This window comes from Chryseobacterium sp. MMO-72 (genome assembly GCF_037146035.1).
Taxonomy (GTDB): domain Bacteria; phylum Bacteroidota; class Bacteroidia; order Flavobacteriales; family Weeksellaceae; genus Chryseobacterium; species Chryseobacterium indicum.
On record NZ_JBBCWG010000009.1, the window covers coordinates 22671 to 45621 of the forward strand.

22 protein-coding genes are annotated in these 22951 nt (G+C 36.2%); 14 read left to right on the forward strand and 8 right to left on the reverse strand.

The window, feature by feature from the left end:
* Positions 1 to 4: 4 nt before the first annotated feature.
* Positions 5 to 955, reverse strand: a complete 951-nt coding sequence (locus WFH39_RS12970; RefSeq protein WP_214587587.1) for an MlaD family protein — start codon at positions 953 to 955, stop codon at positions 5 to 7.
* 126 nt (positions 956 to 1081) lie between these two features.
* Positions 1082 to 3229 (reverse strand): peptidylprolyl isomerase, encoded by a 2148-nt coding sequence (locus WFH39_RS12975; RefSeq protein ID WP_336690218.1) that lies wholly within the window; start codon positions 3227 to 3229, stop codon positions 1082 to 1084.
* A gap of 259 nt (positions 3230 to 3488) precedes the next feature.
* On the opposite strand from WFH39_RS12975, the gene lon reads away from it, so the two are divergent.
* Both lon and WFH39_RS12985 read left to right on the forward strand, forming a co-directional pair.
* Positions 3489 to 5894 (forward strand): endopeptidase La, encoded by a 2406-nt coding sequence (gene lon, locus WFH39_RS12980; RefSeq protein WP_336690219.1) that lies wholly within the window; start codon positions 3489 to 3491, stop codon positions 5892 to 5894.
* Positions 5895 to 6080: 186 nt separating this feature from the next.
* A complete protein-coding gene (locus tag WFH39_RS12985; RefSeq protein WP_336690220.1) occupies positions 6081 to 7193 on the forward strand; it encodes an AI-2E family transporter in 1113 nt (370 codons plus the stop codon).
* 52 nt (positions 7194 to 7245) lie between these two features.
* Here WFH39_RS12985 and WFH39_RS12990 read toward each other — a convergent pair whose 3' ends face one another.
* Positions 7246 to 7494, reverse strand: a complete 249-nt coding sequence (locus tag WFH39_RS12990; RefSeq protein WP_087708224.1) for a bacteriocin-like protein — start codon at positions 7492 to 7494, stop codon at positions 7246 to 7248.
* A 153-nt stretch (positions 7495 to 7647) separates the two neighbouring features.
* Here WFH39_RS12990 and WFH39_RS12995 point away from each other — a divergent pair, with 153 nt between their 5' ends.
* Positions 7648 to 8025, forward strand: coding sequence for a DoxX family protein (locus WFH39_RS12995; protein WP_336690221.1), 378 nt, complete (start codon positions 7648 to 7650; stop codon positions 8023 to 8025).
* Between the two features lie 93 nt (positions 8026 to 8118).
* Here WFH39_RS12995 and WFH39_RS13000 read toward each other — a convergent pair whose 3' ends face one another.
* Positions 8119 to 9477: an acyl-CoA dehydrogenase family protein gene (locus WFH39_RS13000; RefSeq protein WP_336690222.1), complete on the reverse strand. Its 1359-nt coding sequence runs from the start codon at positions 9475 to 9477 to the stop codon at positions 8119 to 8121.
* A gap of 206 nt (positions 9478 to 9683) precedes the next feature.
* Here WFH39_RS13000 and WFH39_RS13005 point away from each other — a divergent pair, with 206 nt between their 5' ends.
* A complete protein-coding gene (locus WFH39_RS13005; RefSeq protein WP_336690223.1) occupies positions 9684 to 10592 on the forward strand; it encodes a DUF4349 domain-containing protein in 909 nt (302 codons plus the stop codon).
* Between the two features lie 74 nt (positions 10593 to 10666).
* Here WFH39_RS13005 and WFH39_RS13010 read toward each other — a convergent pair whose 3' ends face one another.
* The gene (locus WFH39_RS13010; RefSeq protein WP_442891721.1) at positions 10667 to 12094 is read right to left on the reverse strand and encodes a glycoside hydrolase family 125 protein; all 1428 of its coding nucleotides are present in this window, start codon (positions 12092 to 12094) and stop codon (positions 10667 to 10669) included.
* A gap of 205 nt (positions 12095 to 12299) precedes the next feature.
* Here WFH39_RS13010 and pgi point away from each other — a divergent pair, with 205 nt between their 5' ends.
* The 9 genes from pgi to WFH39_RS13055 all read left to right on the forward strand — a co-directional run bounded on the left by pgi (position 12300) and on the right by WFH39_RS13055 (position 19720).
* Positions 12300 to 13940 (forward strand): glucose-6-phosphate isomerase, encoded by a 1641-nt coding sequence (pgi, locus tag WFH39_RS13015; protein WP_336690225.1) that lies wholly within the window; start codon positions 12300 to 12302, stop codon positions 13938 to 13940.
* A 43-nt stretch (positions 13941 to 13983) separates the two neighbouring features.
* A complete protein-coding gene (locus tag WFH39_RS13020) occupies positions 13984 to 14202 on the forward strand; it encodes a hypothetical protein (RefSeq protein WP_087708215.1) in 219 nt (72 codons plus the stop codon).
* Positions 14192 to 14482, forward strand: coding sequence for a type II toxin-antitoxin system RelE/ParE family toxin (locus WFH39_RS13025; RefSeq protein WP_116096680.1), 291 nt, complete (start codon positions 14192 to 14194; stop codon positions 14480 to 14482). The genes WFH39_RS13020 and WFH39_RS13025 overlap by 11 nt, the downstream gene beginning before the upstream one ends.
* A 30-nt stretch (positions 14483 to 14512) precedes the next feature.
* Positions 14513 to 15397, forward strand: coding sequence for a bifunctional 5,10-methylenetetrahydrofolate dehydrogenase/5,10-methenyltetrahydrofolate cyclohydrolase (locus WFH39_RS13030; protein ID WP_087708212.1), 885 nt, complete (start codon positions 14513 to 14515; stop codon positions 15395 to 15397).
* Between the two features lie 6 nt (positions 15398 to 15403).
* Positions 15404 to 16033, forward strand: a complete 630-nt coding sequence (locus tag WFH39_RS13035) for a 7-carboxy-7-deazaguanine synthase QueE (RefSeq protein WP_336690226.1) — start codon at positions 15404 to 15406, stop codon at positions 16031 to 16033.
* Between the two features lie 41 nt (positions 16034 to 16074).
* On the forward strand, positions 16075 to 17445 hold the full coding sequence (locus WFH39_RS13040) for an exopolysaccharide biosynthesis polyprenyl glycosylphosphotransferase (RefSeq protein WP_214587601.1): 1371 nt from the start codon (positions 16075 to 16077) through the stop codon (positions 17443 to 17445).
* Between the two features lie 106 nt (positions 17446 to 17551).
* Positions 17552 to 18304, forward strand: coding sequence for an MlaE family ABC transporter permease (locus WFH39_RS13045; protein WP_235131997.1), 753 nt, complete (start codon positions 17552 to 17554; stop codon positions 18302 to 18304).
* Entirely contained in the window at positions 18304 to 19119 is an 816-nt protein-coding gene (locus WFH39_RS13050; RefSeq protein ID WP_214587603.1) for an ABC transporter ATP-binding protein, read from the forward strand. Before WFH39_RS13045 ends, WFH39_RS13050 begins: the two co-directional genes overlap by 1 nt.
* The gene (locus tag WFH39_RS13055) at positions 19103 to 19720 is read left to right on the forward strand and encodes an outer membrane beta-barrel protein (protein WP_235131998.1); all 618 of its coding nucleotides are present in this window, start codon (positions 19103 to 19105) and stop codon (positions 19718 to 19720) included. Before WFH39_RS13050 ends, WFH39_RS13055 begins: the two co-directional genes overlap by 17 nt.
* Positions 19721 to 19759: 39 nt before the next feature.
* On the opposite strand, the gene WFH39_RS13060 is transcribed toward WFH39_RS13055, so the two are convergent.
* Positions 19760 to 20077: a hypothetical protein gene (locus WFH39_RS13060; RefSeq protein WP_214587605.1), complete on the reverse strand. Its 318-nt coding sequence runs from the start codon at positions 20075 to 20077 to the stop codon at positions 19760 to 19762.
* A gap of 91 nt (positions 20078 to 20168) precedes the next feature.
* Positions 20169 to 20975, reverse strand: a complete 807-nt coding sequence (locus WFH39_RS13065; protein ID WP_336690227.1) for a M48 family metallopeptidase — start codon at positions 20973 to 20975, stop codon at positions 20169 to 20171.
* Positions 20976 to 21081: 106 nt separating this feature from the next.
* Here WFH39_RS13065 and WFH39_RS13070 point away from each other — a divergent pair, with 106 nt between their 5' ends.
* Positions 21082 to 21627 (forward strand): DUF4251 domain-containing protein, encoded by a 546-nt coding sequence (locus tag WFH39_RS13070; RefSeq protein ID WP_336690228.1) that lies wholly within the window; start codon positions 21082 to 21084, stop codon positions 21625 to 21627.
* Positions 21628 to 21629: 2 nt separating this feature from the next.
* Here WFH39_RS13070 and meaB read toward each other — a convergent pair whose 3' ends face one another.
* On the reverse strand, positions 21630 to 22613 hold the full coding sequence (meaB, locus tag WFH39_RS13075; protein WP_336690331.1) for a methylmalonyl Co-A mutase-associated GTPase MeaB: 984 nt from the start codon (positions 22611 to 22613) through the stop codon (positions 21630 to 21632).
* Between the last annotated feature and the right edge of the window lie 338 nt (positions 22614 to 22951).

Sequence of the window (22951 nt, forward strand, 5' to 3'; positions counted from 1 at the left end):
AAAATTAGTCTTTATTATTTTTTCCGAAAACGGAGAAGTTAACATATTTTTTGGGATGTGCTTTCAGATCTTCAATTAAAGCATTCAGATTATTGGAAGCGGCATTCAGGTTATTGTAAAGCTGATCATCTTTCATAATTTTACCTAAACTTCCCTCACCTCTGTCGATTCCTGAAACGACATTATTTAACTGCCCTACTGTTGCATCTAAATTAGCAATGGTAGCATTTAGTTTCTTAGTATCAATACTTTCTGCTAAATTCCCGTATTTGTCTAAAGTTACTTTTCCGCTCTGCATGGTAAGACTTGCATCATCCAATACTTTCTGAAGTTTAGGATCATTGTGCCCTACTAATGAATTTACGCTTCCTGCAGTAGTCTGTAAAGCGGCAACCGTTTTATTCAGATTCGCCAATAGTAATTTAATCTCCTGTCTGTTTTGGGCATCAACAAGCTGGTTTGCGTTGGTCATCAAAGAATCTACTCTGTGCAATACAACCTGTAACTGATCTTTTACAGGACCTACCTGAGAAGACAGACTTCCTAAAGTTCCCAATTTAAAAGCACCCCTTAAAGTATCACCGTCTTTTGCCGTCTGTCCTCCATACATGAGATTAATTCTCATCTCTTTTCCTCCCATTAAACTCGGTTCAAAAATCTCTAATGTTGAATTTTTTGAAAACTCAAAATTGTTATCTACTGTAATTTTTACAATAAAATCAATCTTACCGTCTTTGGATGTATTAGGAATAATTTTATCTACCTGACCAACCTTTAACCCGTTAATGGAAACCGGCGAAGACTGAGCCAGACCTTCTACGTTATCATATCTTGCGTAAAATATATTGTCGGTAGTAAAAAGGCTTCTGCCCTTCATAAACTGAAAAAGCACCACAAAACCAACAATGGCCAATAGTGCGATCACACCAGCTTTTAATTCTTTACTGAACTTCACTTGCTAAATTTTTTCTAATGAGCAAATATACTACATTTAACTGAATGTTTTTCTTTATTGCTCTGCGTTACACACAAAAAAAGCGGCAAAAACTTTGCCGCTTTTTATCTATCTTAAAAATTATTTTTATTGTTGCTGAGAACCCAGCTTGTTCCAGATCTCGATTCTGTAGTCTTCAATATCTGCATTGTCCTGTAAGCTCTTTAACCAAGCCTGTCCGAACATTCCTCCATTTCTCTGGGTAACAGATTCTGTAAACTGTTTAAGATCTCCGGGCTGTTTGTTTGTGATCTCATTCTTTTTAATAAGAACGTAAACCCCCGTTCCTCCTTCAACCGGCTTAGAAAGCTGCCCTTTCTTCACTCCGAATGCTGCTCCTGCAACTTTAGGCTCCATAGAACCTGCTACAGAAGGATTTAACAGGTTAACCTGTGCAGACTGTTTTGTCGTTCCGAATTGTTTAGCGATCTGATCTAAATTTCCTGCTTTCCCGATTTTCTCTGAAATCTGTTTCGCAGCCAGTTTATTTTTAACTACAACTTCAATCTGATCTCTTACAGATTCCGGATCTGCAGTTCCCTTTTCCTGCTTACCGTTTAAGTAAACTACAATTTTATCTCCTGTTCCGTCTACTGTAAATAATTCAGTATCTCCTTTTTCTCTTTTCTTGTCGAAAGCCCATGCCAGAATTTCCGAATCTTTGTCTGTTCCCAATCCTTGAAGCTGACCGTCGAATCTCTTCGCCTGCTTAGGATTAGAGAACTGATAGTTTGCTTTTTTAGCAATATTCACGAAATCGTTGAAAGATTTTCCCTGAACCTGCTGAACAAATCTGCTCGCATTCTTATTTACTTCTGCTTCCGTAGCATCAGAAGGTTTAATTGCTTTTACAAGGTTTGCTACTTTGTAAGCCATTGCTCCCGGTTTTTTATCTTCAATATTGATGATGTGATAACCGAATTGCGTTTCTACAACACCTGTCGCACCTTTAGGATTTTCAGACAGATATTTTAAGAACTCAGGAACGAAAGGCGTTTCAGGAGTTGTCCATCCTAAACTACCGCCTTGAGCAGCAGAATTCGGATCGTTTGACAATTTAAGGAATTCTGTGAACTTCCCGGGATTAGCTTTTACAATCGCTCCGATAGAATCTGCTAATTTTTTAGCCTGTTCTTTAGATCTTGTAACGCCTTCTCCCGCAGGACTTCCTTTGAAAGCAATTAGAATATGTCTTGATAATGTAGAATCTGAAGTCTTTTTATCTAAAAGTTTAGAAACTACATAAAAGTTCTGCTCTTTGTAAGGACCAAAAGTCTGACCGATTGCTGCAGTTGGAAGCTGAGCCTGAATAGTCTGAGGCAATTGGTTAGGTTTAAGATATTGCGGATTGAAAGGCATATCAGAATTTGCCATAATGAACATAGAGTCATTCTTTGTATTCTGGAAGTTTTCAGAACCTCCGCTCGCATCGCTTCCTACAGAGAATAATTTATTTATTTCTTTCTGAGCTGCTGCATCATCTGCAGGGCTTGGCTTAGAAGGAAAATATACAATTCCTATGTTTCTGCTTTCTTCAGCCTTAAACATTACCGGATGCTGCTTAATATAATTAGCTAAATCTTCAGTCGTAACTTTGATGTTATTTTTTTGAAGATACGTTGCATAATCTACTTTCACGAAATCGATATCCGCTAACTGATCTCTTTCTCTCATCAGCTCTTCCGCTTCTTTTTTCCCTGTCGTGATCCCGGTAGAAACATTTGCAAATACCTGTCTCGCCATCAATCTGTACTCGATTGATTTTCTGGTTTTCAACCACTGGTTGTAACTTTCCGGCGAAGCAGCCTTCATATCTTCGATTTGTTTTTTAAGCTCCTGAGTCTTAAAATTACCTTTTTCATCAAAAAACTGCTTCTGCTGTGCAAACATCTGATCGTACTGGATCTGATTCCAGAAATAATCATCCGTCATTTCGAAGCCCATTTTCTCGAATTGCTGTTTGATCAGCTTCGATTGTACAAGCAATTGCCATGCCTGCTCTTCAAGACCATTTTTTGGTTGACCTTGCTGTTCAGCCTGTTGTTGCAGCACGAAAAGTTGATCGTTAAACTCTTCACGGGTAATTTTCTCACCATTCACTTTTCCTAAAACATCAGGATTTTTACCAAAAACCTTATCAATACTGTCGGGGTTTACAAGGAACGCCAAAAGCGCCAGTGCAATTACTCCCATCAAAAGCCAAGGTCTACTCCTAATTTGTCCTAAAATTGCCATTATATAAATTATAGTTTTTTATCAGTTTGCGAAAATACACATTTTTAAGAAATTACGGAAATACAAGACCTTTATTTTAATTTTTAAAATTTAATTTTTATGAAAAAGGAAATTTTGACCGTATTTTTTAGCAAAAAACAAATGGCATAAGTCTTGTGGAATTTAAGCACACATAATATGGGTTGCCTTTTTAAAACATATTATGAAATTTCACGTTAACGAATTAAAACGATAATGACAATTTGTCATTCGATTTACTATGACAGAATTTGAAGATATAAGTTTAGAAGAAATGATAAGCGACGGATTTGATATTGTAGCTCAGGAAATCAACATTGATGATCTTGCGGAAACAGAAAAAAATTCTGAGCAAAAGATATTCCCGATCCTTCCTGTAAGAAATATGGTGATGTTCCCGAATGTTGTAATCCCGATTACTGCCGGAAGAAAAGCATCTATTCAGTTATTGGAAGAAGCGCAGAAAAATGGCGATTTTATCGGAATCGTAAGCCAGAAAAATTCAGATCTTGAACAACCTGCCGAAAAAGATTTATTCCAGACCGGAACTTTGGCAAAGATCATCAAAATCATTAAACTTCCGGAAGGAAATATTACGGCTATTACCAAAGGTTTTCACCGTTTTAAAATAAAGAAAGTTGTTGAAAAACAGCCTTATTTTAAAGCAGAAATATCAAAATTAAAGGATTCTAAGCCTAAAAACAAAGAAGAATACGAAGCATTGCTGGAAAACGTAAAAGATCTTGCCCTGAAAATCATTGAGCTGGATCCCAACATTCCGAATGCTGCGAATTTTGCCATAAAAAACATCAACAACAATGATGATCTTCTAAATTTCATCTGCACCAACGCTAACTTTCCGTCTTCAGACAAACAGAAACTTCTGGAAGAAAAGAATCTGATGGAAAGAGCCAATAAGTGCTACGAAATGATGCATGAAGATTTCAGAAAGCTTGAATTGCGAAACCAGATTCATCAGAAAACATCAAAGGATCTTGATAAACAGCAGAGAGAATATTTCCTGAACCAGCAGATCAGAACGATTCAGGAAGAGTTGGGAGGCGGACCGGAAGGCGATGTGGAAGATTTGATTAACAAAGCAAAATCCAAAAAGTGGAGCGAGGAAGTAGAGGAACATTTCCAAAAGGAAATCAACAGGCTACAGCGTCAGAACCCGAATTCACCGGATTATAATGTTCAGAGAAATTATCTGGATTTTTTTACAGACCTTCCTTGGGAAACATACACCAAAGATGTTTTTGATATTGCCAAAGCGGAGAAAATTTTAGATAAAGCCCATTTCGGTTTAGAGGATATCAAGAAAAGAATTCTGGAACACATGGCGGTTTTAAAGCTTAAAAACAACATGAAATCCCCTATCCTTTTGCTTGTAGGACCTCCGGGAGTTGGTAAAACTTCACTGGGAAAATCTATTGCGGATGCATTGGGAAGAAAATATGTAAGACTTTCTTTGGGTGGGCTTCATGATGAAAGTGAGATCCGTGGTCACAGAAAAACATATATTGGCGCGATGGCGGGAAGAATTCTTCAGTCTATCAAAAAATCCGGAACCTCCAATCCTGTTATTGTTCTGGATGAAATGGATAAAATCGGACAGGGACTGCATGGAGATCCAAGTTCGGCACTTTTAGAAGTTCTTGATCCTGAACAGAATAATTCATTCTATGATAATTTCTTAGAGATGGGTTATGATTTGTCTAAAGTGATGTTTATTGCAACGGCAAATTCATTATCAACCATTCAGACTCCATTGTTAGACAGAACTGAAATCATTCAGATTGCAGGCTATACTTTAGAGGAAAAGATTGAAATTGCAAAAAGACATTTAATTAAAAAGCAGCAGGAAGAAAACGGCTTGGATTCTAAATCGTTCAAGCTTGGCAATGCTGAATTAAAACATATTATTGAAGCACATACTTCGGAAAGCGGGGTAAGATCTCTTGAAAAAAGAATTGCAGGAATTGCTCGCTGGGTAGCTTTGCAGACTGCTTTGGTGAAAGATTACGATCCTAAAATCTCCATTGAAAAAGTAGATGAAATTTTAGGCGTTCCGAGACCGAAAAGCTTATCGGAAATTACCGGAGTTCCGGGCGTTGTGACGGGTCTTGCATGGACGAGCGTTGGCGGAGATATATTATTCATTGAAAGTATTTTGAGCAACGGAAAAGGTTCATTATCCATGACCGGAAACTTAGGAACTGTTATGAAAGAATCTGCAACCATTGCACTGGAATATATTAAAGCGAAACATGATGAACTTGGAATTTCTCAGGATGATATTGAAAAGAAAAACATCCACGTTCACGTTCCTGAAGGTGCAACACCAAAAGACGGACCTTCAGCAGGAATTGCCATGCTGACTTCAATGGTTTCTTCTTTTAAAAATAAAAAGGTAAAACCTCATCTTGCCATGACCGGAGAGATTACTTTAAGAGGAAAAGTTCTTCCGGTGGGTGGAATTAAAGAAAAACTTCTTGCTGCAACAAGAGCAGGAATTAAAGATGTGATTCTTTGTGAAGCCAACAAAAAAGATGTGGAAGAAATCAAAAAAGATTACCTGAAAAATCTGAATGTACATTACGTTAGCAGAATGGAAGAGGTAATCGAAATTGCACTGGAAAAATAATTCAGACTTATCATTTAAATAAAAAACACGTCTCAGATTTGAGATGTGTTTTTTATTGTTTTTTTACTAAAGGTAAACAGCCTTACTAAATGGCACACATTTTTCTAATGAGTTGAAAAAGATTTAAAGGTTAAAGCACTTAACTCGAACGGTTTTTATTATTTTTATAGAACAGATTTTCACACCATGAATTTACTTCGACTCCCTTTTCTTGTAAAACTCACGCTGGTTATTATTTCCATCATTGGATTGGGATATCTTCTTGCTTTGGGACAGAGTATTTTAGCTCCGTTTTTTCTGGCATTTTTAATGGCGATGCTGTTTCTGCCGGTTGCCAATTTTCTGGAGAAAAGATTAAGATTTACAAGATCGATGTCTACCATTGCTTCAGTATTAATAATGCTGTTTATTTTAACGGGATTAATTTACTTTTTCGGATCACAGCTTTCGGATTTCAGTAAAGATATACCCCATCTTAAAAGACAGTTCACCTCCGTTGCGGAAGATATTCAGCATTGGGTTTCCAGAACTTTTCATGTAAAAATAGATGAACAGCTTAATTATATTGATCAGGGACTGAATAAACTTCTTTCATCTTCGGGGGTTATTCTGGGCTTTACTTTTGGGATTTTTTCCTCGAGTTTAGGATTCTTTGTGTTTTTTATTCTGTTTTTTATCTTCATTTTGAATTACAGAAGAGTTTTAAATAACTTTATTATTACCGTTTTTAATGAAAAACATAAAGCCAGCGTTCAGGAAGTGGTAGGCGAAGTAAGAGTGATGACCAAAAAGTACATTATCGGATTGTGTCTTCAGATTTTAATCGTTTCCGTCCTTACTTCTATTGTTCTTACGATTCTGGGAGTAAAATACGCCATTCTTTTAGGAGTTCTTACGGGCTTGTTAAATGTAATTCCGTATCTGGGAATCTGCATCAGTCTTTTGATTTCATGTTTTATCGCTTTCGCAACCTCTACTCCATCTACCTGCATCTATGTGGCAATCGGCTATATTGCGGTTCATGTTGTAGACGGAAATATTGTTCTGCCATTTGTGGTGGGCTCCAAAGTAAAAATCAATGCTTTATTTTCATTTATAGGAATTCTTATCGGAGAACATTTGTGGGGAATTGCGGGGATGTTTCTTTGTATTCCGGCAATTGCCATCATTAAAATAATTTTCGAAAGAGTTCAGGGACTTCAGCCTTGGGGAAAATTGCTGGGTGAAGAAGAAAAACCTCATAAAAAGAAGAAAACCTATAAAATCTCCAAGAATATCACTTTAAAGGAAATGGATTGATAATCAACAATTAACTATAAAAAGAAAGCCTTCAGAATTGAAGGCTTTTTTTTTACAATGCACAAAGAGGCTGTAATCCGTTTGGACAAAGTGCGGTACAATAAATATACTCTCCGCTGTCCGGACAATATCCTACAGGGTCTCCAGGATTTCCGGGATCTCCTCCTCCACCCAAACAAGGATCGCCCGGCGGAATTTTACAAGGACATCCAACAGGTCCGATATCGCATTTTTCCGCGCCACCGCCTCCTTTAATTTCTCTTAAATCTGCACGATTTAGTTTTTTAAGATTTTTCAGCATAATATTTAGTTTTATTTGTATTGTGCAACAAATATATTAAATCAATCCATATAGTTCACTAAATATTTCTCAAAACAGAGAATTTATTTAAATTTTATTTTCTTTTTAATCAGCCAATTGTATTTTTATTTAACTTTAATAAAAAATCATAACATGAAAATCGTAAAATTTATCCTTTCTCTTCTTTTCGGATTGATGTTCATTAATGCCGGATTAAACAAATTCTTCAATTATATGCCGATGGAAAAGCCGACTCCCGAACAAATGAAACTTTTTGCCGCATTTGGAGAAATCAGTTGGCTGATGCCGCTTACAGGAATAGTCGAAGTTATAGGCGGTCTGCTTTTTATTTTTCCTAAAACGAGAGCTTTGGGCGCCATTATTATTCTTCCGGTAATGATCGGAATTGTCTGTCATATCTTTACCTTAGACAAATCTCCGATGGGGATGTCAATTACCGGAGTTCTTTTCCTTATCAATCTTTGGATGATTATCGATAATAAAGAAAAATATAAAAACTTAGTTAAATAAGAGATTGAATGGTCAATTGTGAATTTTGCTTCGAAAGTGAATTTTTAAATTGACAAGCAAAGCGAATTGATTATTGACAATTCATTTTTAATATCAAACAAATGCACTAAAACCTGTAATTGATCTTCCTACGATAAGGGAGTTGATTTCCTTTGTTCCTTCATAAGAATAAATAGCTTCCGCATCGGCTACAAATCTTGCGACATCATATTCGAGCAGAATTCCGTTTCCGCCCATCACTTCCCGTGCTCTGGAAACAATATCTCTGGTTCTCATGGTACAGAAAACTTTTGCCAGAGAAGCGTGTTCGTCTTTTAAAATTCCTGCATCCTGCATTTCGGAAAGCCTGAAAACCATCGTCTGCATTGCTGTAAGATTGGAAAGCATCTCTACCAAATGTCCCTGAATCATCTGGAAAGAAGCAATCGGTTTTCCGAACTGTTCTCTTTTTCTTGTGTAATCCAGTGCACTTTCGTACGCTCCTCTTGCACATCCTGTTGCCATCCATGCAACTCCGGCTCTCGTCATTTGCAGTACTTTTGCGGTATCTTTAAAAGAATTGGCATTCTGCAACCTGTTTTCTTCTGTTACCAAACAATCTTTCAGCGTAATCAAACCATTCTGAACAATTCTCAACGCCATTTTCCCTTTGATTTTCTCAACGGAATACCCTGGATTGTCTTTTTCTACGATAAATCCCTTCACTTCGCCGTCATCTAAATCTCTTGCCCAGATAATAATTAAATCTGCAAATGTTGCATTTCCGATCCATTTCTTCTGTCCGTTCAGGATCCAGCCTTCTGGTGTTTTTTTACAGGTAACCGTTAATCCTCCTGCAGCTCCGGAGCCAACTTCAGGTTCTGTTAATCCAAAAGCTCCGATTTTTTCAAATCTCTGCATCTGAGGAAGCCATTTCTGCTTTTGCTCTTCTGAACCGCAGATATAAATGGAACCCATTGACAAACCGGACTGCACTCCGAAAAAGGTAGCGATGGAAGCATCAATTCTAGCCATTTCCATCGCAATAACACCCTCCATTAAAAAAGGCATTCCGGGACAGCCGTAACCCTCGTAAGTAACTCCGCAGATATTCAGTTTCTGAAATTTTGGGATTAATTCATGCGGAAATTCATCTCTCAGCCAATAATGATTAACAAGTGGTTTAACTTCTTTTTCCATGAATGCTCTCACTTTTAACTGAATTTCACGCTGTTCAGGGCTTAATGTGTGATATATATCGTAAAAATCGCCGTCAATTTCGGGAAGCTCCTTTTTCTTTTTGTGAGGATCAAGCATTTTCATCATTCCGTTAAGCTGCTTATCATCTAATTTGGAGAAATTTTCCATCAGCTTGGGAAGATTTACCTTTTGAGAAATTGAACTTAACTGATCAAAATCTATGGATCTGAATAATTCTATGGCGTTTCTGATTTTGGAAAAAGTATTTGACATAATAATTTGTTGTGTTTGATTTGTAAAAGAACATCAAAAATTACTCCGAAAATAGGGTATCCAAATCGTTAATAATTTACAAAATACTGAATTTCAAATAATTAAAATGGAATTTTTCTTTACAGAATTTTTACGTTTCATTTTCAAATATTACAAACGATTCTGTCTGAACTTTAGGATAAGCAAAACATTAAAAATCTATATCTATGAAAACGAAGTACATCAGACTCACTATCGCAACAGCACTTTTATTAGGGTTTTATTCATGTAAAAAAGGAGAAGTTTCTTCTTCAGACCTGGAAAAATATGCAACCGCGGATTCCGCAGCATCAATAACTTCAGACAGTGTTTCTTCTGTTGCAACGATGAAGGTAAAAGACAAACAGTTCATTAAAACAGCAGATGTAAATATGGAAGTGAAAGATGTGTACGAAGCAACAATTTCAATCGAAAAATCGGTTCAGGATTTAGGCGGATTTGTAACAAACAGCGACCTGAAAAGCAACGTGGTTTCTGAAGAAACTTACAACACATCAGACGAACAGGCAATGCTGATAAAAAAATACCAGTCCGAAAATGCCATGCAGGTAAGAGTTCCCACAGAAAAATTGGGCGAACTGCTGACTTTAATTAATAATAAAAAACTGTTCCTGAATGTAAGATCGATTCATGCGGAAGATGTAACGGCAAATATTAAATATTCTGCTCTGGAAGCTCAGCGAAACAAAAAAACAACCGACAATATTGCTCAGATGAAAGTAAATAAAGACAAAGTAACCATGAGCGATGAAAATATGAAGGAAGGAAACAGCCAGCAACTGGAAAGCATGAATATGACCGATATGCTGAAATACAGCACTGTTGACATTTACATTAAAGAACCCAAAATACGAATAGCAGAAATCGCTGTTACCAATACACAAAGCATAGACGACAAGTACAAATTTGATTTTCTGTACAGTGCAAAATCAGCTTTTGTGGAAGGATATTATCTGATCCAGAAAATTGTAGTAGGACTCATCACCGTCTGGCCAATTGTATTAATCGGAATTGCCGCTGTTTATTTCGTAAGAAAAAGAAAACCTGCTAAAAAACAGCCTACAACAGAAATTTAGCGATCCTAACTTCGGTTATCTATATATTTTAAATTTTACAATAAACCTTCGGTAAATCCGGAGGTTTTTTATGCTTAAAACTTTCTTTTCAGGATTTCAGGTTTTGTTTTATAAAGATGAAGAATTAGTTCTCCAAACAATGTATTTGCCCACGCAAACCATGATCTTGTAAAATCTTTCGGATTATCTACATCAAAAGATTCGTGGATAAATCCGGTTCCGGCATGTGTGGCTTTCAGCATTTTCAGGCAGGAAACAATTTCTTCGTTATCATCCGTTGTCAAAGCCTGCATAATCAAACCTAAAGGCCAGATTTTATGCTCTCCGATGTGCGGTCCGCCAATTCCTTTCGCAAATTTACCTTCACTGAACCACGGATTTGCTTTACTTAAAGAAAATTTTCGGGTATTTTTATAGATCTCGTCTTCTTTGGATCTGTAACCCAAATAAGGAATGGATAATAAATTCGGAACATTCGCATCATCCATAAATAAAGCATTCCCAAAACCATCGATTTCCAAGGCATAAATTTTCCCTGCAGTCGGATGATTTAAAACTGCATATTTCTGAATGGCTTCATCCACTTCTTCTGCTAAATTTTTAAACTGAGCAGCGGTATTTTCATCTTTAAAAATTTCAGAAAAAATTTCAGCAGTTTCCCTCAAAGAAACGACCGCAAACATATTGGAAGAAATTAAAAACGGATAAAAAGTCGCATCGTCCGAAGGTCTGAACATTGCATGAATCAGCCCCACTTTCTTTGTAGGATTTCCATAACCTCCTGCAAATTGTGTATCCAAAGGATTTCCGTTAGATCGTTGAAATTTGTACGGACCTTTTGAATCTTTTCGCTGCTGTTCTTTAAAAGTCTGCAAAATTAAAAGCATCGCTTTTTTCCAGTCGACATCAAAAACAGAAGAATCTCCTGTTATTTTCCAGTAATTGTAAGATAATCTCATGACATAGCAAAGTGAATCGATCTCCCATTTTCTTTCATGAATTCCGGGTTTCATTTGCGTTGAATCGGCTTTCCATTCGCTTATTTTGCTTGAATTATCGAAAAACGCGTTCGCATAAGGATCAAGAAGAACGCATTCAACCTGCTTATTAATGACGCCTTTCAGAAGATTTTTCAGTTTTTCATCTTCATTGGCGAGACTTAAATAAGGATAAACCTGCGCGGAAGAATCCCGAAGCCACATCGCGTCAATATCTCCTGTGATAACATAAGTATAAGGTTTATTATTCTTCCGGTAAAATTTTACGGTTGTATCAAGCGTATTTGGGAAACAGTTTTCAAACATCCATGCCAATTCTTCATCGGCAATTGATTTTTTGATGGCTTTAATGGTTTTTTCAACAGCTACTGAAGTAAATTTTCGTTCATTGACAGGAGGTCTTTTAGAAACATAATCGTTTGCAAATAAAAATCTTGCAGAAACAGGCAATGCGAAAAATCCTACTCCCAACGATGACTTTTTAATAAAATTTCTTCTGTTCAGCATGATGTCGTAAAATATTATGCCTAAAAATAAGCATTTTAAGTATTAAAAAAATCAATTATTACTCAATATACATTTGATTTTTAATCATCCATTAATACGATTGAACTAAAATTCCGTAAATTTGCAAATCAATAATTTTGCACGAGGATTTAGCATTCAATAATCCTGAATCCGAAGTCACAAAACCTTAATTTCTAAAGATATGCTATCAAAAATAAATCCTACTCAAACCAATAGCTGGAAAGCGCTTGACGAACAATTTGCCAACAATGATTTCGATTTAAGAAGCCTTTTCCAATACAATCCGAACCGTTTTAATGAATTTTCAATCAAAAGACCTAATTTTTTGTTTGATTATTCTAAAAATTTAATTGATTCCAAAACAAAAAATCTACTTTTAAATCTTGCAGAAGAATGCGAATTGAAAGATGCGATTTCTAAAATGTTTTCGGGAGATAAAATTAACGAAACAGAAGGAAGAGCTGTCCTTCATACTGCTTTGAGGGATTTTTCAGATAAAGAAATTCTGGTTGACGGCGAAAATATCAAGCCTCAGATCAAAAGAGTTCTGGATCATATGAAATCTTTTTCCGAAAGCATTATTTCGGGAGATCACAAAGGTTTTACCGGAAAAGAAATTACAGATGTGGTAAACATCGGAATCGGAGGTTCAGACTTGGGACCTGTGATGGTAGTTTCAGCTCTGAAGCATTTTAAAACAAGGTTAAACGTTCATTTTGTTTCCAATGTAGACGGAAATCATCTGGCGGAAGTTGTAAAGACTTTAAATCCTGAAACCACTTTATTTATCATTGCTTCCAAAACGTTTACGACACAGGAAACAATGACGAATGCCAACTCAGCGAAAGACTGGTTCTTAAAAGCCGGAAAACAGGAAGATGTAGCAAAACACTTTGTCGCTTTATCTACTAACGTTCAGGCAGTTAAAGACTTCGGAATTGCAGAGGAAAATATTTTCGAATTCTGGGATTGGGTTGGCGGAAGATACTCATTGTGGAGTGCGATTGGCTTAAGTATCGTTCTTGCAGTGGGTTATGAAAATTTCGAACAATTATTAAGAGGAGCTTACGATACAGACCAACATTTCCAGACGGCAGATTTCGGGGAAAATATTCCTGTTTTAATGGGACTGATCGGAATCTGGTACAGAAACTTCTATGCAGCAACCACTCATGCAATCCTTCCTTACTCGCAATATTTAGACCGTTTTCCTGCTTATTTCCAGCAGGGTGATATGGAAAGTAACGGAAAATGTGTGGACAGAAACGGGGAATTTGTAGAATATGAGACAGGACCAATTATTTGGGGAGAACCGGGAACAAACGGACAGCACGCTTTCTATCAGTTGATTCACCAGGGAACAGAACTGATTCCGGCAGATTTTATTGCGTATGCAAAAAGCCCGAATAAAGTTTCTGATCATCAGGATAAATTACTGGCGAACTTTTTCGCTCAGACTGAAGCTCTTGCATTCGGGAAAACGGAAGAAGAAGTAGAAGCAGAATTAAAAGCTTCAGGAAAATCTGAAGAAGAAATTGAGTTCTTATTAAATTATAAAGTCTTCCACGGCAATACACCAACTAACTCAATATTATTCAACGAATTAACTCCTTTTTCACTAGGACAGTTAATTGCATTATATGAGCATAAAATTTTCGTTCAGGGGGTAATCTGGAATATTTTCAGTTTCGACCAGTTCGGTGTGGAATTAGGAAAAGTTTTAGCCAATAAAATTTTACCGGAACTTGAAAATAATGAGACGGTTAATTCTCACGATTCTTCAACCAACGGATTAATTAATTATTATAAAGCAAACAAATAAAATTATTGCTGATTTTCATTAATTTTGATTAAAATACAAAGATATGAGTACTATTACCATCCATCTTAAAAATAAAGAAGAAGAAACTTTAATGGAAAATCTTTTGAAAAAAATGAAAATCAGCTTTGAAAAAAATGAGGATGATTTTGAGCTGACAGATGAAATGAAAAGGGTAATTGATGAAGCTTTAAAACAAGACAGATCACAATCGGTAGATGCATTCGAATCGTTAAAGAGAATTTCCGAAAAGTATGGCATTTAAAATTTTGGTTTCTCCAATTGCAAACAATAATATTGATGATGCCATTAAATATTATAAAATGCAATCTCAATCTGCAGCTAAGAGTTTTAAGAAAAAATTATTGGACGCTTATAAATCTTTGCAAATAAATCCTTTTTTCGCAGTAAAATATAAAGATGTAAGAGCAATTCCTTTAAAGAAACTGCCTTATTTAGTTTTATTTGATGTAGATGAAAAAGAAAAAATCGTAAATATTCTCTCCGTTTTCTGCACCCACCAGAATCCGGAAAAATATCCATAAAAAAATCTAATAAAAAGTAATAAAGTAAAAATGGCACAAATTCTTGACGGATTAAAAGTATCCAAAGAAATAAAACAGGAAATTAAGGCTGAAGTAGAAAAAATTCTTGCCAACAAGAGAAGGGCTCCGCACTTGGTAGCGATTCTTGTTGGAAACAACGGAGCGAGTAAGGCTTACGTAAATGCAAAAGTGAAAGATTGTGAAGAGGTCGGATTTCAGTCAAGCTTAATTAAATTTCCAAGCACCGTTTCAGAATCTGAATTATTGGAAAAAATCGACGAATTAAACAAATCTAAAGCAGTGGACGGATTTATCGTTCAGTTGCCTTTGCCAAAACAGATCGATCAGGAAAAAATTATCAACGCAATCGATCCGAGAAAAGATGTTGACGGTTTCCATCCTGAAAATTTCGGAAAAATGGCTTTGGAAATGGATACTTTTTTACCTGCAACACCGTTTGGAATTTTGACCTTACTGGAAAGATACAATATTGAAACAAAAGGTAAAGACTGTGTTATCATCGGAAGAAGTAAAATTGTAGGAAGACCTATGAGTATTTTAATGGGAAGAAAAGATTTCCCGGGAAATTCTACGGTAACTTTAACGCACTCTTATACAAAAGACATCGAAGAATATACTAAAAAAGCAGACATCGTAATCACGGCTTTAGGCGATCCTCATTTTTTAAAAGGTGAAATGATTAAAGACGGAGCTGTAATTGTGGACGTTGGTATTACAAGAGTAGACGACGATTCTCCGAAAGGATACTATTTGGCGGGTGATGTAGATTTCGACAGCTGTGCTGCGAAAGCAAGCTGGATCACGCCGGTTCCGGGAGGAGTAGGACCTATGACAAGAGCGATGCTGATGAAAAACACCATCATTGCTTATAAAACTTCGGTCTATAACGACTAATTTAAAATGAATTTAACAGAAGAAATATTATTAAAACAAGGTAAAATGCTCCCTGTAATGGAGCATTTTTACACTCTTCAGGGAGAAGGAGCGCATACCGGAAAAGCAGCCTATTTCATCAGATTAGGTGGTTGCGATGTCGGTTGCCATTGGTGTGATGTAAAAGAAAGCTGGGATCCGAATCTCCATCCTTTAATGAATGCGGAAAACATTGCCGAAACTGCAGCTAAACATTGTAAAACAATCGTTTTAACAGGAGGAGAACCTCTAATGTGGAATCTTGATATTTTAACAGGAAAGTTAAAAGAATTAGGCTGTTCTATTCATATCGAAACTTCGGGAGCTTATCCGATGAGCGGACAAATCGACTGGATTACCCTTTCTCCAAAGAAAACCGGACTTCCGAAGGAAGAAATTTATACTAAAGCACATGAGCTGAAAGTCATTGTTTTCAACAATAATGATTTTAAATTTGCTCAGGAACAGGCTTCAAAAGTATCGGAAAACTGTACGCTGTATCTTCAGAGCGAATGGAGCAAAAGGGATGAAATGTATCCTAAAATTACAGACTTTATTTTGGAAAATCCGGAGTGGAGGGCATCAGTTCAGACCCATAAGTATCTGAATATCCCATAAAAATATGTAACTTAGCCTTTCGTATCCGTAATTGCCTATAGATGCAGAGAATTCGATACTCCAGATACCTGAAATCGATCATCGTTTTGCTTGACCTTATGGTTATTGCATCTATTTTTATATTCTTTTTTCTGAGCAGAAATGAAAGTTTAAAATACAATCAGGAAACATGGTATCAGAATTTATTTTCTCTGGCATTGTTATTTCTGTTCTGGATGCTTCTCAGCGGCAGGACAAAGATTTATAATATCCCGAGAAATCTTACCTATACTTTATTTTTAGAAAGGCTTTTAATTCATTTTTTACTTTTCATTCTGGGAGTTTTTCTTATCGGAAAGGTGAGTTACAATGTATTTTTTAATTCGGATATTTACTGGCTTTCGTTTTATCTGTTTTTCTTTATTTTCCTTGCGAAATCTTTGATTTATTTTGGAATTAAATACTTCAGAAGTCTCGGAATCAATCACAGAAATGTTATGTTCCTGAGTGAAAACAGCTCTACGGAAGTTTTAAAGAATATTTTAAAGGATAGACGAGATTACGGTTATAAAATTTTCGACTATCAAAATGCAGAAATAAATGCTGAGGAACTGATTGATTTCTGGAAGACAAACGGAATTCATACTTTATTTATTCCGACTGAAAACAGATATGATGAAAAGCAGGAACGGGAAATTTTTAAATTGGCTGAAGCCAACAAAGTACATATCTCTCTGATTCCGAGCATTATTCAGAATAATTTTTTTCTGTATGATATTGGCTATATTCAGACACAGCCGATTCTCAATCAGGCAAAATATCCTCTCGATTACTACTCCAATTTTTTACTGAAAAGAACCTTTGATGTTATTTTTTCGGTAATAATTTTGGTGGGAGTCTGTTCGTGGCTTTTTCCGATTATCGCCATTTTAATACGGTCGTCATCGAAAGGTCCCGTCTTTTTTATTCAGGAAAGATATGGTTTTCATGAAGAAGTTTTTAAATGTATTAAATTCAGAACCATGGTTGTGAATGATGAATCTTCCACGAAAACCACTTCAGAGAATGATTCAAGGATTACAACGATCGGGAAATTTTTAAGAAAAACCAGTCTGGATGAAATGCCGCAGTTTATAAATGTTCTGAAAGGTGAAATGTCTATTGTAGGTCCGCGGCCGCATATGTTGGCTGTTGACGATTATTACAAACCTAAAATCGGAAGATACAGTTTAAGAAGCCTTGTAAGTCCCGGAATTACCGGTCTTGCTCAGGTAAACGGACTTCGCGGAGATGCCGGAGATGTGGAAGTGGAAATGAACAAAAGGGTTTTGGCAGATGCCTTCTATGTAAGAAACTGGAGTTTTGTGCTGGATCTTGTGATTATTTTAAAAACAGTTTTGCTGGTTCTTACAGGAGATAAAAATGCAAAATAATGTTTTTGGTCTACATTGTGATATACTAAAATTTAATGTTGAAAGTGGGACTTCGTTCAGGTCTCAACTTCAATCTAATTCAATAAAAAAAGTCTAATTTAGCAGAATGTTAAAAAAGTTTTTTACAGCTGTAGGAGAATACATCCTTCTTCTTGGTAAATCTATTCAGAAGCCTCAGAAAATGAGGGTTTTCTGGAAGCTGTTCATGAGAGAAATAAACGATTTGGGAGTCAACTCTTTTGGGTTGGTGATCTTCACTTCAATATTTGTGGGAGCAGTTGTTGCGATCCAGATGTTCAATAACTTCGATGCTTCATCTTTCCCGATTCCTCCTTCTTTCGTAGGATATGCCACGAAAGCGGTTTTGGTTCTGGAATTTTCCCCGACTATTATCAGTCTGATATTAGCCGGAAAAGTAGGCTCTTACATTGCTTCCAGTATCGGAACAATGAGGGTTTCCGAACAGATTGATGCTTTGGATATTATGGGAGTAAATTCTCCCAACTTTCTGATTTTCCCTAAAATTATTGCCTGTGTAATTTTTAATCCTTTATTAATTGCCATTAGTATTGTTTTTGGTATTGCAGGAGGATATATTGCAGGAATTTTAACGGGAAACTGGACGACAAACGATTATGTTGTGGGTATCCAAATGTATATGCCTAATCTGTTTATTTATTATGCATTTACCAAAACTATTGTTTTTGCCTTTATCATTGCAACAGTTCCTTCTTATTTTGGATATAACGTGAAAGGAGGATCGCTGGAAGTTGGTAGAGCAAGTACACAGGCTGTAGTCTGGACAATGGTATTTATTATCCTTTCGGAATTGTTATTAACCCAATTAATTTTAAGCTGATGATTGAGGTAAAAGATCTTAAAAAGAGTTTTGATGAAGTTGAAGTACTTAAAGGAATTTCAACCACTTTTGATAAAGGAAAAGTAAACTTAATCATCGGACAGAGTGGCTCCGGAAAAACGGTTTTTCTTAAAAGTTTATTGAATGTTTATCAGCCAACATCGGGAGAAATTCTTTTCGACGGAAAAGATATTAACGTAATGACGCGTGAGGAAAAACAGCATCTTCGTTCTGAAATCGGAACCGTATTTCAGGGGAGTGCTTTGTTTGACTCTTTAACAGTAGAGGAAAATATTATGTTTCCGCTGGATATGTTTACAAATTTAACATTCAGAGAAAAGAAAAAAAGGGTGTTTGATGTTATCGGAAGAGTACATCTTGATAAAGCCAACAGAAAATTCCCATCGGAAATTTCCGGAGGAATGCAGAAGCGTGTGGCGATTGCAAGAGCCATTGTAAATAATCCGAAATATCTTTTCTGTGACGAACCCAATTCGGGTCTTGATCCTTATACGTCTAATGTAATTGATGATCTTCTGCTCGAAATTACCAAAGAATATAACACGACAACGATTATCAATACCCACGATATGAATTCTGTAATGACAATTGGCGAGAAAATTGTTTACCTGAGACTTGGGATCAAAGAATGGGAAGGAAATAAGGATGTTCTGATTACGGCAGGCAATAAAAATCTCATTGATTTCGTTTATTCATCAGAGTTATTTAAAGAACTGAGAGAATATTTGCTTGAGAATAATAAAACGATTGATAACACAATTACAAAAATAGAAGATAATGAAAAAGGCATTTAGTATAGCGTTAATAGGTTTTTCTATGTTGGCTTCCGCGCAGATTTCTCTTGCGGCGAAAACGAATTTAATTTTTCCTACAGGTTCTCCTTCTTGGAAAAATATTAAAGGAACCGTAAACCAGGCAATTGAAGGAGAAGGCAAAAATAATGTAGGTTTCAATATTGGTCTTTCTTTAAAGGCAAATCTTCCTGCCTCGTTCTTTCTAATGCCGGAATTGTATTATACTACTTTTAAAAGTGATTTTACAGATCCTGCATCAAATACCACTTTCGATATTAAAAATAACCGTTTGGACTTACCCGTATTAATCGGGCATAAAGTTTTAGGTGATTTTCTGGGAGTGTATGCAGGTCCGGTAGCGAGCTACAATTTGAGTAAAGAAAATACCTATAACGATTTTCAGGAAAACGCAAAAGACAATTTTACAGTAGGTTACCAGTTCGGAGCTCAGCTGGAAATTAAAAAATTTCTTGTGAATGCAAGATATGAAGGCGCTTTCAGTAAAGATTCCAGAAACTTTATCAACAAAGTTTCCGGACAGGAAATCCGATATGATAACAGACCGAATTTATTTATGGTAGGTGTAGGATATAAATTTTAACTGACGAAAATAACAACCTAATAAAAAATCCTCAGATCATTAGATTTGAGGATTTTGATTTTCACGACTGCGAAGTTCTGCTTCTCGTCTTGCAATTTCTGCCGCCTGTTTTTCCAGATCTTCTTTATCTTTTTGCAATTGTTTAAATTCTTTTCTTTTCTGCTCAGCTTTTATCGCACTTCCTTTACTTACATAGCCTACCATTCCTCCGATAATTAAACCAATTCCGATTCCGCCCAGAATTCCCATGATATGAGACATCTGAAGATCATTTATTGTAAAATTATTAGATGTTAAATAAAACAGCAGTATAGACAAAGCTAACAGCACAAGTCCGATAATGGTTAAATTTTTCATAGTGTTGTGTTTAAGTGGTTTAAATTAAAAAGCCCTATCAAATTTATTAAAATTCAACAAGGCTTTACTCAAGATTAAAATTTTGTATAATTTACATTTTACCTCCTGCAGCCCTGTAATATTCCAAAGCTTTAGGCAAGTTTTTATTAATATCTGAAATTCTTGTCTCAGGATTCGGGTGAGTAGAAAGGAATTCCGGTTGTCTGGCTCCCGTAGATGCAGCTTCCATTCTGTTCCAGAACGGGATTGCTTCTCTAGGATCGTAACCGGCCATTGCCATCAGATATAATCCCATCTGATCTGCCTCAGACTCCTGATTTCTTCCGTATTTTAATAAGGCTACCTGAGAACCGATAGGGTAAACCTGCTGAAAAACACTTGCCCACTGAGAATTTGAGATAGATCCTCCCAAAATCTGTCCGCCGTACTGTGCAATCATAGCCTGAGAAATTCTCTCATTTCCGTGTCCTGCCAAAGCGTGTGAAACTTCATGTCCCATTACGACAGCCAGTCCGTTTTCATTTTTTGTAACCGGTAAAATCCCTGTATAAACGGCAACTTTTCCACCCGGCATACACCATGCGTTCAGTTCGTTACTCTGAAGAAGATTAAATTCCCATTTGTAGTTCGCAAGATCTGCAGAACGCCCAATTTGCTGATAATATCTTTCGGCAGCAGACTTTATTCTGGAACCTACACTTACCACTCTTTTTGCATCTGCAGTTCCGGAAATCACTTTGGATTTTCCTAGTGTTGTTTTGTATTCCTGAGCAGACATGGTCATAATTTCCGAGTTATTTGCCAACTGCAGAGAAGATCTTCCCGTAATAGGGTTTGTAGTACAGGCAGCGACCGACAGAGCTATGGCTCCGATTCCAAAAATGTGTTTTATTTTCATAGTGCGAGTGTATAAGTTCAACCTTTACAATTTTTGTTCCAAAATAATTTTAAAGAATATATTTGCATATAATTTGCTATCTAAATTTAACAATTATTTTAGTAACATGAAAAAGTATATTTCAATCATATGTATTTTTGGATTTCTGATGATCTTTCAGAACTGTTCTTCCCAAACCGCTACCGATTCTCAGAGTGTAACAGCTCTTATTAATTCTGATGATTTTTCTTTCCGTGCAGAAAGAGCAACACCCACCAATTATGACGTTATCAACATTATGAGCTCTATGCCAAATGCTACGGCAACCAGAATTCTGGATCTTTCGGGAAGTAATTATTCTATTGATCTGAGAAAGGATAAGCTTGAAGTAACGCTTCCTTATTTCGGAAGAATTTTTAACCCTACTTATGGAAACACCACCCAAAACAGTTACAGATTTACTTCAAAAGATTTTACAGTGACTAAATCTCAAGGAAAGAGAGGAAAATCGCTCATCAAAATTAAAGTAAATGACCAGAGTTCGGTGGATGAAATTAATATTGAGGTTTTCAAAAACGGAAAGGCATTTACATCCATCAGAAGCAACGACAGACAACCGATTTCTTACGACGGATACATTACAAAAAATGAAGTGCAGAAAGAAAAGCTTTAATTTTACTGCTCAGATAAAAATTTTTCAACAAATAATTTTGCTTCGGTACTGGGATTAGAAATCATGGCTGAAGCATTTTTTTTGTGCTGAATGTAGGCTTCCTCAATAGAATTATTTTTTTTCATCATTGTTAAAATATATTCCTGAACCCAATACTCAAAACGCTTTTCTGCCTGTTGAATTCTTACTTCAGCAAATCTTTCGGTTTTCTTTTTGAGGGTTATAAAATCATTAATTTTATTAAAAACATTATTCAGACCTTCGTTATGTAAAGCAGAACCCAGCAAAACAGGAACTTTCCAGTCTTTCTCTTTTGGCGGAATAAAATCTAAGGCTCTTTTTAATTCCAATCTGGTATTTTTTGCTTTCTGAAGATTATCCTGATCGACTTTATTGATGAAAATAACATCTACCATTTCCATAATTCCGCGCTTGATGCCCTGAAGTTCATCTCCGCCGCCAATTATTTTTAAGAATAAAAAGACATCCGTAATATCGGCAACCAAAACTTCAGACTGCCCTACTCCAACGGTTTCGATGAGAATGTAATCGTAACCTGCCGCTTCGCAGATCATCATGGTTTCAAAAGTTGTATTTGCTACTCCGCCCAAAAATCCGGAGCTCGGGGAAGGTCGTATAAATGCATTTTCTTCTTTGGCAAGTTCTTCCATTCGGGTTTTATCGCCCAAAATACTTCCTTTATTGATGGCTGAACTCGGATCTATAGCCAAAACTGCCACTTTTTTGCCATTGGCAATGGCAAGTCTCCCAAAATTTTCAATGAATGTAGATTTTCCGGCTCCCGGAACCCCTGTTACTCCTACTCTAACCGAATTTCCCGTGAAAGGCATGATTTGTTTGAGGAGTTCTTCTGCCTGTGTTCTGTGCTCGGCTTTTTTACTTTCAACTAATGTTATGGCTTTTGCGATCAGGCGTTTGTTTCCCGATCTTATTCCTTGTATTAGCTCTTCTGTAGAAAATTTCATTGTTTCAAAAATAAGGATTAAAGAGTGAATGGTCAATAGTGAATTCATTTCATTTGTCAATTTTTTTAATGCTGAAAATTGACTTTTTTCTTACAAAACCTGCAGTTGAAGTTTGAAGGAAAATTCTATGAATTGATGACTGGACACCTAGCCCCGATTGACGCGACATCCTTTTTTTGTAAGGGAAAGAGTAATGGCAAAAAAAGATATAGCAGAAAGCGGGATTAAGCTTCTAAAACTGTAATGATAAAATTGTTTTTAATCACCATTCAAATGTAGTGAGAATTTTCGCTCATTTTAAAAATTCACAATTTACAAGTGAAACGGGTTTCACGATT

Coding starts and splice junctions, on each gene's coding strand:
- WFH39_RS12975 (WP_336690218.1), bottom strand. CDS start 3,229: ATGGCAATTTTAGGACAAATTAGGAGTAGACCTTGGCTTTTGATGGGA.
- lon (WP_336690219.1), top strand. CDS start 3,489: ATGACAGAATTTGAAGATATAAGTTTAGAAGAAATGATAAGCGACGGA.
- WFH39_RS12985 (WP_336690220.1), top strand. CDS start 6,081: ATGAATTTACTTCGACTCCCTTTTCTTGTAAAACTCACGCTGGTTATT.
- WFH39_RS12990 (WP_087708224.1), bottom strand. CDS start 7,494: ATGCTGAAAAATCTTAAAAAACTAAATCGTGCAGATTTAAGAGAAATT.
- WFH39_RS12995 (WP_336690221.1), top strand. CDS start 7,648: ATGAAAATCGTAAAATTTATCCTTTCTCTTCTTTTCGGATTGATGTTC.
- WFH39_RS13000 (WP_336690222.1), bottom strand. CDS start 9,477: ATGTCAAATACTTTTTCCAAAATCAGAAACGCCATAGAATTATTCAGA.
- WFH39_RS13005 (WP_336690223.1), top strand. CDS start 9,684: ATGAAAACGAAGTACATCAGACTCACTATCGCAACAGCACTTTTATTA.
- pgi (WP_336690225.1), top strand. CDS start 12,300: ATGCTATCAAAAATAAATCCTACTCAAACCAATAGCTGGAAAGCGCTT.
- WFH39_RS13020 (WP_087708215.1), top strand. CDS start 13,984: ATGAGTACTATTACCATCCATCTTAAAAATAAAGAAGAAGAAACTTTA.
- WFH39_RS13025 (WP_116096680.1), top strand. CDS start 14,192: ATGGCATTTAAAATTTTGGTTTCTCCAATTGCAAACAATAATATTGAT.
- WFH39_RS13030 (WP_087708212.1), top strand. CDS start 14,513: ATGGCACAAATTCTTGACGGATTAAAAGTATCCAAAGAAATAAAACAG.
- WFH39_RS13035 (WP_336690226.1), top strand. CDS start 15,404: ATGAATTTAACAGAAGAAATATTATTAAAACAAGGTAAAATGCTCCCT.
- WFH39_RS13040 (WP_214587601.1), top strand. CDS start 16,075: ATGCAGAGAATTCGATACTCCAGATACCTGAAATCGATCATCGTTTTG.
- WFH39_RS13045 (WP_235131997.1), top strand. CDS start 17,552: ATGTTAAAAAAGTTTTTTACAGCTGTAGGAGAATACATCCTTCTTCTT.
- WFH39_RS13050 (WP_214587603.1), top strand. CDS start 18,304: ATGATTGAGGTAAAAGATCTTAAAAAGAGTTTTGATGAAGTTGAAGTA.
- WFH39_RS13055 (WP_235131998.1), top strand. CDS start 19,103: ATGAAAAAGGCATTTAGTATAGCGTTAATAGGTTTTTCTATGTTGGCT.
- WFH39_RS13060 (WP_214587605.1), bottom strand. CDS start 20,077: ATGAAAAATTTAACCATTATCGGACTTGTGCTGTTAGCTTTGTCTATA.
- WFH39_RS13065 (WP_336690227.1), bottom strand. CDS start 20,975: ATGAAAATAAAACACATTTTTGGAATCGGAGCCATAGCTCTGTCGGTC.
- WFH39_RS13070 (WP_336690228.1), top strand. CDS start 21,082: ATGAAAAAGTATATTTCAATCATATGTATTTTTGGATTTCTGATGATC.
- meaB (WP_336690331.1), bottom strand. CDS start 22,613: ATGAAATTTTCTACAGAAGAGCTAATACAAGGAATAAGATCGGGAAAC.